This is a genomic window from Micromonospora sp. CPCC 205558, from assembly GCF_036902955.1.
GTDB lineage: Bacteria > Actinomycetota > Actinomycetes > Mycobacteriales > Micromonosporaceae > Micromonospora.
This window is the reverse complement of sequence record NZ_JBAKHR010000013.1, coordinates 74,305-88,035: the sequence shown is the minus strand read 5'-3', so window position 1 is coordinate 88,035 and position 13,731 is coordinate 74,305. Positions and strand designations below refer to the sequence as shown.

The following is a 13,731-nucleotide window of genomic DNA, read 5'->3' as shown; positions in this document are numbered from 1 at the left end:
CTTTGCTCGTCCGCCACTGCGGTGGCGGTTGCCGTGCGCCGGTTACCCCCTCGGTGCCCGAAGATGCGCACCCGATCGGGCGGTCGCGACGGCGGGCGGGTCCGCCGGTCGACCACCGGTGGTGCCCTAGGCTGCTTCCGTGATCGTTTGGGATCTCGTCGTCGTCGGCGCTGGCCCGGCGGGGCTGTCCGCGGCCCACGCCGCTGCCAGTGCGGGCGTTTCCACACTTGTCGTCGAGCGGGCCGTGCACCCGCGCTACAAGACCTGCGGCGGTGGTCTGATCGGCACCTCCCTGGCGGCCGTTCAGGATCGGATCGAGGTGCCCGCGCACGACCGGGTGGACCGGGTGACATTCACCCGCGACGGCCGTCGGGAGTTCACCCGCCGCAACGCCAGTCCGGTGGTGACGATGGTGCGCCGCGAGGAGTTCGACGACCGGCTGCGCGCGGCGGCGGTCGCCGCCGGCGCGCAGCTGCGGGAGCGGGTCGCGGTCCGCGGGATCGAGCAGGACCCCGAGGGGGTACGCCTGCGGTTGGCCGACGGTACGACGATCGCGGCTCGTGCCGTGATCGGGGCGGACGGTTCGTCGGGGGTGACCGCCCGGCACGTCGGGGTTCGGTACCGGCAGGTGGATCTGGGTCTGGAGTTGGAGATTCCGGTGCCGCCGGCGGAGCAGGAGCGGTGGCGGGGGCGGCTGTTGCTGGACTGGGGTGCCATGCCGGGCTCGTACGCCTGGGTCTTCCCCAAAAACGACAAATTGACCGTGGGTGTGATTGCGGCTCGGGGCGCGGGGGAGGGGACCCGGGACTACCTGCGGCGGTTCGTCGACCGGTTGGGTCTGGCCGGCTTGCCGACGGAGCACGACTCCGGTCACCTGACCCGTTGTCGCGCGGAGGATTCGCCGCTGCGTACCGGTCGGGTGCTGGTCGTGGGGGACGCGGCCGGGCTGCTGGAGCCGTGGAGTCGGGAGGGCATCAGCTTCGCGTTGCGCTCCGGCGCGCTGGCCGGTGCGGCGGTCGCGGGCGGTGATCTGGCGGGGTACGAGCGGGCGGTGGCCGAGCGTCTGCTGCCGGAGATGCGGGCGGGGTTCCGGCTGCTGGACGTCTTCACCCGCCGTCCGGAGGTGTTCCACGCCCTGTTGGCGACCCCGCCGGGCTGGCGGATGTTCGTTCAGTTCTGCCAGGGGCGGGCGAGCTTCGACGAGATGCTGCGCCGCCGCCCCATCCGGGCCGCCCTCGCGGTGCTCGACCGGTTGTCCAGTCCGTCCCGCCAGGCCACCGTCACTCACCCAGGATCCTAGGACGCCTTACGGGTGTGCGCGCGGCTACTGGCGCCGAACTCTTCGGCTGGCGGACAATCGCAGCGGAGCAGGAGGAGGCGCCGATGGACGAGCAGCCGTTCACCGACGACGAGTATGCGTTTCTCCGCCACGTGCGGTTCGGGGAGTTGCCGCCCGCCGTCCGTCCCGACGAGCGGGTGGCCCTGACCGAGACCGATCCCGGTCGCGACCGGCCGGAGGAGTCCGAGGACCCGATCCGCTGGAACGTGCAGGGCTGAGAACGCGCGACGGGCCGCGGGTGTCGCCACCCACGGCCCGTCGACGGTCTGCGATCAGAAGACCGGCACGCCCTCGCGTACCAGACGCCAGTTGGGCTGGAAGAAGTCGGCCGGGTCGATCGCCCCCCGAGCCTGCGCCCAGTCGATGAGCAGCTGGCGGATCTCCTGCTGTGCGTTGTAGACCTGGGTCTTCACGATGCCGGGGAAGTTGCCGCCGCCGCTGCGCCGGTAGTTGTTCACCGCCACCACGAACTGCGCGTTGTCGGCCACCGGAGTGTCGGTGCCGGCCAGCACCAGGCGGGTGATCCGCTGCCCGACCGGCTTGGAGATGTCGATGTCGTAGTCCAGGCCGGAGAAGACGTCGTAGTTGTAGTCGGGCACGGCCGGGTCACTGATCTGCTCCGGGTCGACCGGGGCGCCCGGCGCCAGGGTGCGGAAGAACTTCGCCGAGTACTCCAGGTAGGCCCGCACCTCGGCCCCGCTGAGCACGACCGCCTCAAGGGTGTTGTCGTACACGTACAGGCCGGCCACGTCGCGGATCTTGACGTCGCCGGCGGGGAAGACCGCGGTCCGGCTGAACGGCGCCGCGATCGACAGCACCGGCAGGTCCGCGTACGCGGTGCCGGCCAGCGCCGCGCCGACCACCTCGGTCTGCACGTGGTTGATGAAGTCCAGGATCGGCGTGTCCTTGTACCGCGACTCCGCCGCCGACAACTCCACCGTGGACTGTGCGACCACCTGGTTGACGTACGCCACGGTCTTCTGGTGCTGGGCCCGCACGACGGCGAGCACCTTCGGATCCTCGACCACCGTGTTGGTGTTCAGCATGGTGGCGGCCTTCTTGGTGATCGTCCACCGACCCCGCTCACGGGCGAGGGTGAAGTCCATCCGGGTGAGCCGCTGGCCCCACTTCGACGGCTCGGAGAGCAGCACCTGCGTGCCGGTGCGCTCGTTGGTGACGAAACGCTCGACCACCTCGTTGTGCGCGTGACCGAAGAGGATCGCGTCGATCCCCGGCACCTGCTGGGCGATCAGCGCCATGGGGTTCTCGTTCGGCAGCTCGGGGCCGTAGCTGGAGGTGCCGCTGTCACCGCCGTGCGCGGAGATCAGCACGAGGTCCGCGCCGCGCGCCCGCATGATCGGCACCCACTTCGCGGCGGTCGCGATCATGTCATCGAAGCGCAGCTTGCCCTCGACGTTGCCCTTGTCCCAGATGGCCACACCGGGGTTCGTCAGCCCCAGGATGCCGACCCGCAGGGTCGGCGCCGCGAAACCGAGCGAGACCTTCTTGATGATGTACGGCAGGAAGGCCGGCTTGCCGGTCTTGGCGTTGACGGCGTTCGCGGCGAGCGCCGGGAAGCCGAGCTGACGGATCCACAGGTCCAGCAACGGCAGACCGTAATTGAACTCGTGGTTGCCCAGCGTCACCGCGTCGTAGTCGATGACGTTCATCGCCCGGGCCATCGGGTGCTTCTCCCCGGTGGCGGTGATCGGCTCCTGCTTGGCGTAGTACGTGGCCAGCGGCGTGCCCTGGATCGTGTCGCCGGCGTCGAGCACCAGCGTCGCCTTGCCGCGCCGCTCCCGACGGATCTGATTGATCAGGGTCGCCAGCTTGGCGACGCCGATGTCGTTCTGCTTGCTGTCGTCGTACTCGGCGTCTCGGTAGTAATCCCAGTTGTAGACGTTGCCGTGCGTGTCCGACGTGCCCAGGAGGGTGAGGTCCCAGGTGCGCGGCTGCGGCTTGCCGGCCGCCTGGGCGGGCGCGGCGGCGATCAGCGGGGTGGTCGCCGCGGCCGCTGCGGCGACGAGCACCTGACGGCGCGACGGGCCGGAGGAAGAGGTCATGACATGCCTTTCCATGGGGGTGGACGCGCCTCGTGAGCGCCTTGCGCACCATAACGAGCAGCTGGCGCTCCTGCCACGCCAGCCCCGACGGGTGCAGCGGTTTCCACAGTTCGGCGCGGGGTAGGGCGATCAGTGACGACATTCGCGGGAGAGCCCCCCTTCCCGTGCGCAGCGAGGAGATGTCAGTGAGCGAGGACCAGCACACCCAGCAGGACCCGACCACCCAGTACGGCGGGCAGTCCGGTCAGCCCGCACAGCAGCAGTCAGCGCCGGGATCGACCGGGGAGATGACCCCGAGACCGGACCACGGGGAGGAGTCGTACCGGGGCAGCGGCAAACTCGACGGCAAGCGGGCACTGATCACCGGCGGTGACTCGGGGATCGGCCGGGCGGTCGCGATCGCGTTCGCCCGGGAGGGCGCGGACGTGCTCATCTCCTACCTCGGCGAGGAGGAGGACGCCGACGCCCGGGAGACCATCCGACTGGTCGAGGCCGCCGGGCGTCGGGGCATCGCGGTACGCGGTGACATCACCGACGAGGAGCACTGCCAGGAACTGGTCGACCGGGCGGTGCGCGACCTGGGTGGCCTCGACATCCTGGTCAACAACGCGGCGTACCAGATGTCGCAGGACAAGGGGATCCTCGGGATCAGCACCGAGCAGTTCGACCGGGTGTTCAAGACCAACCTGTACGCGATGTTCTGGCTCTGCAAGGCCGCCATTCCGCACCTGGCCGAGGGGTCGGCGATCATCAACACGTCGTCGATCCAGGCGTTCGACCCGTCGCCGCAACTGCTGGACTACGCCACCACGAAGGCGGGGATCGCGAACTTCACCAAGGCCCTCGCCGCCGACCTGGCCGAGCAGGGCATCCGGGTCAACGCGGTCGCGCCGGGCCCGGTGTGGACGCCGCTGATCCCGGCCACCATGCCGGAGGAGAAGGTGAAGCAGTTCGGCACCGACACCCCTCAGGGGCGCCCCGGGCAGCCGGCTGAGCTGGCGCCCGCGTACGTCTTCTTCGCCTCGCAGGAATCCAGCTACGTGACGGGCGAGATCCTGGGGGTCACCGGCGGTCGACCGACCAAGTGACCTGCCGCCGGTTGGGCGTCCGCTGCGATGCCCACCCGGCGCTGTGGCTCGTTCGCGTCGCTTGTTCGCGTCGCTCGTTCGCGTCGCTTGTTCGCGTCGCTCGTTCGCGTCGCTCGTTCGCGTCGCTCGTTCGCGTCGCTTGTTCGCGCGGCCCGTTGGTGGTGCGGCCCGTTGGTGGTGCGGCTTGTCGGCGTGGCCGTTGTTGTGCGGTTTGTTCGCGCGGCCCATGGTGGTGCGGCTTGTTCGCTCGGCCCGCTGGTCAGCGGGGCCAGTCGGCGAAGCGTTCCCGGATCGCGGCGACGTCGGCGGCGCCCAGGCCGTACCGGCCGAAGCGCTGGTCGGAGAGACGGTCCAGGTAACGGCCGGCGGCGCGCACGTCGTCCGGGTCCAGCGCGGGATCGACCTGCCGTGCCAGCACCAACAGCTCGGTCACGTCGTAGTGGTCGAGGGCCGCGGCCACGTCGATGAAGTCGCGGACCTCCCGCCGGTTGACCAACGCTGCGATCTTGTTCGCCACCAGGTCACGGACGTCCATCACCGGGCCCAGGTCCATCACCACCGGGCTCTGCTGGCGGTCCAGCCGGGCGAGGCTGAGCCGGATCTGCCGTCCGTCCCGGCTCACCACGAAGTCCTTCATGTCCTGCTCGTACCCGTCGAACAGCTCTGCCAGCTCACTGTCCGGGTCGGCGTCAGTCACGATGAACCCCGCACGCTCCAGGGCCCCGCGCACCCCCGCGGACGCCGCTGCCGCAGCACCCTCCACGTCTGCGAAGAGGTCGACGTCCTCCGTCGGGCGGGCGACCAGCCCGTGCGCCGCCCACGCCACCCCACCACCCAGAACGAACCGGTACGGCCCGGCGGCGGTCAGCGCCACCCGGGCCACCTCCCGGTAGAACTCGTGCAGGTGAGGGCCGATCACGCCGCGCGCAGGCCGCGGTGCCGGCTCTCCCACGCCTGGCGTACGCCCCGAGGCAGGTTGAGCAGTCGCCACACCCGACGCAGCGTCCGCCCGTTGATCAGGGAGCGCAGATCCTCGGCCCGGGTGGTCTCGCGAAGCACGTTCTCGTACATCCAGAGCAGCTGGTCCGGGTCGCCGAGGTCGAAGGTGCGCTCGGCGTTCCACATCAGCCGTACCGGCAGCTCCACCACACCCCGGGTGGGGCCGGCCAGCTCGGCGAGCGTCCGCGCCACCACAGCGGGGCGGCCCGGGCGGGCCAGGAAAGCCACGCCGGTCGCGGTGGGGGAGACGGCCTGCATGGTGTCAGGGTAACGCCCGCCAGAGCCGGTGTCGCTCAGCCTGATCCCAGCGCGCTGTTCCAGACGTAATTGCTCGCCTCCGTTCGGCGCGATTTTTGTCCGGTTCGCGCGATGCCTGCCCGGTTCGCGCGATCTGTGCGGCGCGGCCGGTCGTGATCGACTCGGGTTTCATGAAGTCGGGGTGTCCGGGCGTCCTGGATGCCCCGGTTTCCGTGAACCCGAGTGGATCGCCCTCGTGAGGGGCGGTTCGATGCCGTAGGCCCGGTGGCGTGTGGGTGGTTTGTTCGGTGGTGGGTGTTTGTGGGGTGTGGTCGGGTGCACTCGTGGGCCGGAATCATGGCCGGGTCGGGGTCGTTACATCCCCTGAGGATCGCAGCACCACCGACTGCCGCCAGCACGCTCGTGAGGGCTGGTCACGCAGGTCGGAATGCCAGCCACGGCCCGGTCGTTACAACCCCCACGACCGACCGCAGGCACCTTCGGGTGCCCGACGGGATGGGCCGACCCCGGAATGACCCCGGCCCCCCGGTCGTTGCAACCCCCACGACCGACCACGGCACCGCTTCCATTCGGGTGCCCGATGGGATGGGCCAACCCCGGAATGACCCCGGCCCGGCGGTCGTTACACAGGGACCCGGCGCCACGAGCCCTCCGCCCGTGAGGTCGCCGACCCCGACGCCCGCTGAGGTGTCACCCCCCAGACTTTTCCCCCTTTTGTTTGTGCAGCGCCGGACGAGGTGCTCGCACCCGTGATTGCCGTTCCCCCGATCGGCGCGGGTGTTCTACCCCCGAAGGAGCTACCCCCATGAACACGATCATCCGTAAGAGCATGCTGTCCGTTGCTGGTCTCGCGTTCGCCGGTGGTGTGTTCGCCGGCCCGATCGCCGCCCACGCCAACCCGGCCGATGCCAAGCCCGTTGCGGTGGCCGTGCAGTCGGCGCCGAAGCCGCAGGGCGACCAGTCCCGGATCAGCCTGAACGACGAGCAGACCGCGAACGTGAAGGCGATCATCGCCGCGACGAAGAAGGCCGGCCTGCCCGAGCGGGCCGCGGTCATCTCGATCGCGACGAGCCTGCAGGAGTCGAAGCTGGAAAACCTCGGCCACCTCGGCGACATGAACGACCACGACTCGCTGGGCCTGTTCCAGCAGCGCCCGAGCTCGGGTTGGGGCACCCCGGAGCAGATCACCAACCCCGAATACTCCACGACCGCGTTCCTGAAGGGTCTCAAGCAGGTCGACGGGTGGCAGGACATGCCCCTGACCCAGGCCGCGCAGACCGTGCAGGTGTCGGCTTACCCGGACGCCTACGCCCAGTGGGAGCAGCAGGCCACCGACCTCGTCGCCCAGTACTGGAACAGCTGACCACCGCACCACCCCACCGCAAGACCGCAGGACGAAAGGCCACTGGCCGGCACCCGCAACCCGGGGTGCCGGCCAGCGGCCTTTCCGTTTCCGCGGGGCAGCGTTGCCCGCGGCCGGGTGCCCGCCGGAGGCGGATGGTGCGCTTCGGTCGGTGGCTGCCAGGAGATCTTGGACAGTTTCCGTTCTGCGCGAACAGTTCTGCGCGAACGGAAACTGTCCAAGATCTCGCCGGGACATGGCCGAAACGCCGTGCGAGGGTGGGCGGGCGCGGCAGAGCGGGGAACAAGGTGGGGGGCCGGCTGGTTGTGGAGGGTGTCGGTGTGACTCAGTGTCCCCGGGCCTCACCTAATATCGCCCTCGCGGAATACCGTTCGGCTGGAGCCGCGTCGTGCCACTCGCCGAGAGGCGACCTGCACACCGACACCAGTGCCGCCCCCAGCCCACAAGGCCGGGGGCGGCACTGTCTGTGCTCTTCAGTCAGAGCGTGGCGGCACAATGTGCGGGTGACTGACGCGCAGCCGTGGTCCGAGCAGTCGGGCGTACTCGTACTCCCCAGTGGGGCGACGGTGCGCGGACGCCGCATCGCCGCCGCGACCTCGCCCGCCGACTTCGCCGTGCTGCTGGCCCCTGGTCCGGAGCCAGCCTGGCCGCACCGGCGGATCCGGTGGCCCGATTTTTGGGTACCGCTCGACCGCGCCGAAGCCCTCGACGCCCTGCGGGAGGCGCTGCGGCGGGCGCACGACGGTGAACGCGTCGAGGTGGCCTGTCGAGGTGGAATGGGCCGCACCGGCACGGCGCTGGCCGCCCTGGCGATCCTCGACGGCCTGCCGGTCGAGCGGGCCGTGCCGTGGGTTCGGGCCGGCTATCACCCGAAGGCGGTGGAGACCCCCTGGCAGCGGCACTGGCTGCGCCGCGTCAGCTGAACACCGCCGCCGCCCAGAAGGCCGCCGGCTGGCGCCGGCCAGATCGCCGCCGCCACGCCGCCCCCGCCACGCCGCCGCCACGCCGCCCCCGCCACGCCGCCGCCACGCCCCCGCCACGCCGGCGCGAGCTGCTGGGGCTGGGCCGGGCCCCGGGCACCAACTACCGGGTGTACGACGAGACGGAGCTACCTGCCGCGCAGGTGATCGCGTTGCTGCGGCGCGGCGCGTACCCCTTCGGGGTCATCGCAGCGGTGCTGGGAGAGCTGTGGACCACCGGCAGCGCTCAGCGGGTCCGCGCCGAACTGGCCCGCCGTGAGCAGGAGTTGCACACCCGCAGCCTGCGCCGGCTGCGGGGCAGTGCCGCCCTGCACGACTACCTGCGGGGTCGCGGCGACGCGTGTTGAGCGCCATCCCGTCCCATCGGGCGATCTCCGTGACTAGGGTCGGGCACATGAGAGGTGCGCTGCTGGCGGCCACGACGTCCGCCGTCCTGCTCGCTCCCGTGCCGGTCGGTGCTGCGGGGGCTTCCGCCGCGCCGACGGTGCGCTGCCCCCGCGTCCCGGTGCCGGGGGCGGCCCGCCCACCCCGGCCGTCGCCGCCGCCCGCCGTTCCCGAGCAGCGGATGGTCGGCGGCGCGGCGCTCGACACGGCCGGTCTGGTCGTGCCGGCCGGCGTCGCCGCGCCGCCGAAGATCACCGCAACGTCGTGGCTGGTCGCCGACCTGGACAGCGGCCAGGTGCTCGGTGGCTGCGGCCCGCACGAGTACGGCACCCCGGCGAGCGTGCAGAAGCTCCTGCTGGCGGCCACGATGCTGCCCAAGCTCGACCCGAAGCAGACGGTGACCGTCACCGAGGCGGACATGAACATCGAGCCCGGCTCCTCGGCCGTGGGCCTGGTCGCGGGCGGCCGGTACACCATCGAGACCATCTGGCTCGGGTTGCTGCTGAACTCCGGCAACGAGGCCGCCAACGCGCTGGCCCGACTGGGCAGCGGGACGGACAGCGCCGCCGGCGTACGCGCCATGAACGAGCAGGCGCACCACCTCGGCGCGCTGCAGACGCACGCGGTCACCCCGTCCGGGCTGGACGGCAAGGGGCAGTTCACCAGCGCGTACGACCTGGCGTTGATCGCCCGGGCCTGTTTCGCCCAACCGACCTTCCGCCGGTACGCGCTGACCGAGCAGACGTCGATTCCGGCCCAGCCGGCGCAACGTACCAAGGGTTTCGAGATCCAGAACGAGAATCAACTCATCTACCGGTACCCGGGGGCGCTCGGCGGCAAGACCGGCTTCACCGACCTGGCCCGGCACACCTACGTGGGGGCTGCGGAGCGCGGCGGGCGGCGGCTGGTGGTGACCCTGCTGGGTGCCGAGTCGGCGCCGGTACGCGGCTGGGAGCAGGGCGCGGCCCTGCTGGACTGGGGCTTCACGCTGCCCCGGGACGCGGCCGTGGGCCGGCTGGTCGAGCCCGGAGAGCTGACCGCCACCCCGTCGGCGGCGCCGTCCGCGTTGGCGGCACCCGGCGCGCCTCGGCCGGCGGCGGCCAGCGCGCCGGCGCGTACCGGCTCGGGGTGGCTCTGGTCGGTGACCGCGGTGAGCGGCGCGACGGTGGTGGCGTTGTTGGGCGGTCTGCTGTGGCGGCGTCGCCGTCGGCTGCCCTGACGGATCGACATCGGGCGCTGCCCTCCATAGACTCCGGTCTTTCTGGCACCACCAGTCCAGGAGGATCCCTGTGTCGAGTGAACTCGAACCGCGCCCCGCAGAGGCGGCACCCCGCCGGCCGGTGCGCGCCCTGACCCGCCTCGCGGGGGTGACCGCGCTCGCCGGGGCGCTTGTCGTCGGTGCGTCCGCCACGGCGCTCGCCGCGCCGGGCCCATCGGCCGACGCGGTGCGTGTGTCCGCCGCGCCGCCCACCGCTGTCGACCCCGCCACCCGACCGCCGCGCACCACCCACGGTCCGTGCGCGTACACCGAGACCCCGGACGAACCCGCGGCCCGGCCGGTGCCGTTGCCACCCGACCCGCGACGCACCCCGGCCCGGGGCAGCGTCCGGGTGAACCTGGCGACCAACCACGGGCCGATCGGGTTGACACTGGACCGGGCCGCCGCGCCGTGCACGGTGCAGAGCTTCCTGCACCTGGTCGGCAAGCGGTTCTACGACCGCACCGGGTGCCACCGGCTCACCGCGTATCCGACGCTGAGCGTGCTGCAGTGCGGTGACCCGTCCGGAACCGGTGAGGGCGGCCCGGGCTACCGGTACCGCGACGAACTGCCGACCGACCTGCCGCCCGCGCCCACCGACCCGACCGGGGAGCGCCGGGTGTACGCCCGGGGCGTGCTGGCCATGGCCAACGCCGGGCCGGACACCAACGGCAGCCAGTTCTTCCTGGTCTACGCCAACTCCGCGCTGCGCCCCAATTACACGATCTTCGGTGAGGTGGACGCGGCCGGCCTGGCCACCCTGGATCGGATCGCCGCCGGGGGAGTGGCACCGACCGCCGAGGACCCGGCACCGGTCGACGGTGCGCCGGCACTGCCGGTGACCATCCGTAAGGCTGTCCGCTGGCACCACCACCACTGACCGTACGGCGCGGTGGGTGACCGTCTGTCGCTCACCGCGCCGACCGTGGATGACGCTCGGTCGGCCCCGGCCTGGCCGAAATTTCCGGGAACGGACCGAAACTGGTCCAACCGGTTTCCGACGCAGTTCCGGCCGTCACGCCGAGGCGGGCGACCCGGTCGGCGGGGCGGCGGTGCTGTCGCGTACGACCAACTCGGTGGCGAGTTCCACCCGGGGCGAGTCGATGCCCTCGCCCTGGGCCAGGCGGAGCACGGTCCGGGCCGCCAACCGTCCCATCTCGACCAACGGTTGGCGAACGGTGGTCAGCGGCGGGGAGGCCCAGCGGGCTTCCGGCAGGTCGTCGAAACCCACCACGCTCACGTCGTCCGGGACGCGGAGCCCGCGGCGGCGGATGGCCTCGTAGACGCCGAAGGCCATCTGGTCGCTGGCGGCGAAGATGCCGGTCGGTGGGTCGGCGAGGTCGAGCAGCGCGGTCCCGCCGGCGAACCCGGAGGCGTGGTAGAAGTCGCCCGGGTAGATCAGCGCGTCGTCCACTGGCACTCCGGCGGCCTCCAGCCCGGCCCGGTACCCGTCGAGTCGGGCCCGGCTGCACAGCAGGTGCGTCGGCCCGGCCACGAAACCGATGCGCCGGTGCCCGATGGCGAGCAGGTGTTCGGTTGCGGCGAGCCCGCCGGCCCAGTTGGTCGCGCCGATCGTCGGCACCTCCATGGCCGGCACCCCGGCCGGGTCGACGACCACCACCGGCACGTTGAGGCGACGCAGCTGGGCGTGCAGCGGCGGGCTCAGGTGCGAGGTCACGAAGATGACGCCGTCGGTGGCCCGGGTGCGCAGGTTCTGCAACCACTGCCGGGCAGCGGTGGGCTGCCGGTGGATCGCGGAGACCACCGTGCCGACACCCGCGCTGTGCCCGACATCCTCCACGCCGCGGATGATTTCCACGGCCCAAGGGCTGTCCAGGTCGTTGAAGACCAGGTCGACGAGGCCGGCGCGGCGAACGCTGCGGCTGGTGCGACGCCGGTAGCCGTGGTGGCGCAACAACTCTTCGACCCGCTCGCGGGTGTCCGGGGCCACATCGGAGCGACCGTTGAGCACCCGTGACACGGTCGGCACCGACACCCCGGCCTCCCGTGCGATCGCGGTAATGGTCACCCTGCGTCCGTCGTCCGCGCCCACCCGCGTCTCCTTCACCGAGCCGGAGGAACGACTGCCCAGACGTCGCCCACCGTGTGTCCCGAAATTGCGTGCCCGTTCCACGCGTTATCTTGCCTCACAGACGGGGTTGACGACATGCCAGGCCGATGCCGGCGCGCGATGAAGTTGCGGAAACCTTTCGGACATCTTTCGGGCACCTTCCGTCGCACCCGCCTGCGGCAGAGCCGTGGCGGCCGGGCTTTCCGCCGCCGGGAGGGGGCTCTCTCGTGCTCGACCACGGTCCCTGCGACCGCCCGGTACGACACCTGGTGTACGAGGGACGACGCGGTTGATCGCGATCTCAGTGCTGACACACCGGCCGGTTCGTGACCCAGTGCTGGTTGACCAGGTTGATGACTGGCGGCGGGTCGGGGATGCCGCCCTCGGCGGCGATGGGTGTGGCGTTGAAGATCTTCAGGAAGAAGTTGATCACTTTGGCGACCAGGGCCGGGATGGTGTAGCCGATGCCGTACCTCGCGTTTATGGTGAGGTCGGCGCGGTTGCAGCCCTCACGGTTGGCGAGGCCCTGCAGACCACCGAAGCCGATGCTCGATCCTCGGGTGATCCCCACAGTGGTGGTGAGCCCGGCGTACAGTCCGGCGCTGAACACGACCGCGCCGAGGCCGATGAAGAACTTCACGTCGTAGTCGACGAGCAGGGCGTTCGCCCCCACCGAGATGCCGTCGACGGAGTCGACGAGGCTGCGCTTGACCTGCAGACCGCCGGGCCAGCGTGGACCGAACTTGCCGTTGGCGTAGCCGAAGCCCATGGTGCCGCCGAGCGAGTACTCACCGTCGGCCTTGATTGTCGTGTGCCCGGCGCTGAAGCCGGTGCGGATGCCGATCGACTGCCGAACGGTCGCGGATAGCGGGATGCCCAGTATGGATTCGAGGGGAACGCTGAAGTTGACCGGGACGAAGGCAACGGGATGGACGTTCTGGCCGGTTGTGGTGGTGGCGTCGACCTGGATCCGGACGCCGGCGGTGCCGTTGATCTGCAACTCGGCCACGGTGATCGTGGACCCGTCGATCTCCAGGTGGAACTTCGCCGAGGGCCTCTTCATCACGAACGCGATGGTGCCGGAGAGGTCGAGCCCACTGTCACGGTAGGAGAAGCGGGCGCCAACACCGTCGGCGCAGCAGAGGCCCTGAACTTTCAGCTCGTTCGGCTGAGCCGCGGCCATGCTGAGCGGCGCGGCGGCGGTGGCCGACCGGGTGTCGGCCAGCGTCGCCGCGTTGACGGTCACGGCCGGGGCCCGGCCCACGGTCGTGGTCGTGGTTGGTTCGGATCGGGGTGTCTCGGTGCTCGGGTGGCCCCAGAATGTGTCGTCGAACTGGTAGGCGGTTGCATCGGCCAGGGAGACGGGCTGTTCGGAGGTGAATTCGCCGTCCTGGATCACGTCGGTGATGTCCACGGGGCCGATGGTGACCGCGAGGTCCTGGCCGTCACGTCGGGCGTCGATGACCCGCCCGACCCCGCGCCCGGTGACGAACATGACCTTGCCCGGGGCCAGCAGGTCGGCGTTGCCGGCGTCGGGGTCGAGCCGCCAGGTCAGGCCCCCGTCGGTGACCGAACGCACCACGCCGCTGCCACCGGAGACGATGACGACGTCCCGGTCGAGGGTCACGTCCGGGTGTACGACCGGCGCGGCGCCGTAGCGCAGATCGTCGCCGTCATCGCCGGGCGTGGACGGCTTTGCGCCCACGCATGCTGTCAGACCGAGCAGGACGGGCAGCACGGTCGCGGCAGCGATGACCCGACGGGTGCGCCGCGTCGTGGGATCCATGACCGGGCCACCGCGTCCCGCACCAGAACGGCCTCCCGCCGCCTGAACCAGCAGTCGTCGCATGAGTACACCTTTCTGATCGGCTGCAGCCGTTGTCTCCGTGGCCGGTTTTGGCCCGGACACTGTTCGTCGGACGGTCTGC

At 71.1% G+C, this 13,731-nt stretch carries 13 protein-coding genes; 8 read left to right on the top strand and 5 right to left on the bottom strand.

The window, feature by feature from the left end; all coding sequences use genetic code 11:
• Nucleotides 1-139 precede the first annotated feature (139 nt).
• Together V6U86_RS17450 and V6U86_RS17445 are read left to right on the top strand one after the other, a co-directional pair.
• Nucleotides 140-1,300, top strand: coding sequence for a geranylgeranyl reductase family protein (locus V6U86_RS17450; RefSeq protein ID WP_334504555.1), 1,161 nt, complete (start codon nt 140-142; stop codon nt 1,298-1,300).
• Between the two features lie 83 nt (nt 1,301-1,383).
• Entirely contained in the window at nt 1,384-1,557 is a 174-nt protein-coding gene (locus V6U86_RS17445) for a hypothetical protein (RefSeq protein ID WP_334504553.1), read from the top strand.
• A 54-nt stretch (nt 1,558-1,611) separates the two neighbouring features.
• Here the strand turns inward: V6U86_RS17445 and V6U86_RS17440 are convergent, their stop codons facing one another.
• Nucleotides 1,612-3,402 carry a bifunctional metallophosphatase/5'-nucleotidase gene (locus tag V6U86_RS17440; protein ID WP_334504550.1) on the bottom strand — a complete coding sequence of 597 codons (1,791 nt, stop codon included), beginning with the start codon at nt 3,400-3,402 and terminating at the stop codon, nt 1,612-1,614.
• A 185-nt stretch (nt 3,403-3,587) separates the two neighbouring features.
• On the opposite strand from V6U86_RS17440, the gene V6U86_RS17435 reads away from it, so the two are divergent.
• Nucleotides 3,588-4,490: an SDR family oxidoreductase gene (locus V6U86_RS17435; protein WP_334504548.1), complete on the top strand. Its 903-nt coding sequence runs from the start codon at nt 3,588-3,590 to the stop codon at nt 4,488-4,490.
• Nucleotides 4,491-4,749: 259 nt separating this feature from the next.
• On the opposite strand, the gene V6U86_RS17430 is transcribed toward V6U86_RS17435, so the two are convergent.
• A complete protein-coding gene (locus tag V6U86_RS17430) occupies nt 4,750-5,409 on the bottom strand; it encodes a nucleotidyl transferase AbiEii/AbiGii toxin family protein (RefSeq protein WP_334504546.1) in 660 nt (219 codons plus the stop codon).
• Nucleotides 5,406-5,747, bottom strand: a complete 342-nt coding sequence (locus tag V6U86_RS17425; protein WP_203149538.1) for a hypothetical protein — start codon at nt 5,745-5,747, stop codon at nt 5,406-5,408. The genes V6U86_RS17430 and V6U86_RS17425 overlap by 4 nt, the downstream gene beginning before the upstream one ends.
• A gap of 805 nt (nt 5,748-6,552) precedes the next feature.
• On the opposite strand from V6U86_RS17425, the gene V6U86_RS17420 reads away from it, so the two are divergent.
• The 5 genes from V6U86_RS17420 to V6U86_RS17400 all read left to right on the top strand — a co-directional run bounded on the left by V6U86_RS17420 (nt 6,553) and on the right by V6U86_RS17400 (nt 10,612).
• The gene (locus tag V6U86_RS17420) at nt 6,553-7,110 is read left to right on the top strand and encodes a hypothetical protein (RefSeq protein WP_334504537.1); all 558 of its coding nucleotides are present in this window, start codon (nt 6,553-6,555) and stop codon (nt 7,108-7,110) included.
• Nucleotides 7,111-7,613: 503 nt separating this feature from the next.
• Entirely contained in the window at nt 7,614-8,033 is a 420-nt protein-coding gene (locus V6U86_RS17415; protein ID WP_334504535.1) for a protein-tyrosine phosphatase family protein, read from the top strand.
• 167 nt (nt 8,034-8,200) lie between these two features.
• Nucleotides 8,201-8,437 (top strand): hypothetical protein, encoded by a 237-nt coding sequence (locus tag V6U86_RS17410; RefSeq protein ID WP_334504532.1) that lies wholly within the window; start codon nt 8,201-8,203, stop codon nt 8,435-8,437.
• Nucleotides 8,438-8,484: 47 nt separating this feature from the next.
• Nucleotides 8,485-9,693: a D-alanyl-D-alanine carboxypeptidase family protein gene (locus V6U86_RS17405; protein ID WP_334504530.1), complete on the top strand. Its 1,209-nt coding sequence runs from the start codon at nt 8,485-8,487 to the stop codon at nt 9,691-9,693.
• Between the two features lie 70 nt (nt 9,694-9,763).
• On the top strand, nt 9,764-10,612 hold the full coding sequence (locus V6U86_RS17400) for a peptidylprolyl isomerase (protein ID WP_442934950.1): 849 nt from the start codon (nt 9,764-9,766) through the stop codon (nt 10,610-10,612).
• 135 nt (nt 10,613-10,747) lie between these two features.
• On the opposite strand, the gene V6U86_RS17395 is transcribed toward V6U86_RS17400, so the two are convergent.
• Together V6U86_RS17395 and V6U86_RS17390 are read right to left on the bottom strand one after the other, a co-directional pair.
• Entirely contained in the window at nt 10,748-11,785 is a 1,038-nt protein-coding gene (locus V6U86_RS17395; RefSeq protein ID WP_334504528.1) for a LacI family DNA-binding transcriptional regulator, read from the bottom strand.
• Nucleotides 11,786-12,104: 319 nt separating this feature from the next.
• Nucleotides 12,105-13,589, bottom strand: coding sequence for a hypothetical protein (locus tag V6U86_RS17390; protein WP_334504525.1), 1,485 nt, complete (start codon nt 13,587-13,589; stop codon nt 12,105-12,107).
• Nucleotides 13,590-13,731 lie beyond the last annotated feature (142 nt).

Coding starts and splice junctions, on each gene's coding strand:
- V6U86_RS17420 (WP_334504537.1), top strand. CDS start 6,553: ATGAACACGATCATCCGTAAGAGCATGCTGTCCGTTGCTGGTCTCGCG.
- V6U86_RS17390 (WP_334504525.1), bottom strand. CDS start 13,589: ATGGATCCCACGACGCGGCGCACCCGTCGGGTCATCGCTGCCGCGACC.
- V6U86_RS17425 (WP_203149538.1), bottom strand. CDS start 5,747: ATGCAGGCCGTCTCCCCCACCGCGACCGGCGTGGCTTTCCTGGCCCGC.
- V6U86_RS17405 (WP_334504530.1), top strand. CDS start 8,485: ATGAGAGGTGCGCTGCTGGCGGCCACGACGTCCGCCGTCCTGCTCGCT.
- V6U86_RS17440 (WP_334504550.1), bottom strand. CDS start 3,402: ATGACCTCTTCCTCCGGCCCGTCGCGCCGTCAGGTGCTCGTCGCCGCA.
- V6U86_RS17445 (WP_334504553.1), top strand. CDS start 1,384: ATGGACGAGCAGCCGTTCACCGACGACGAGTATGCGTTTCTCCGCCAC.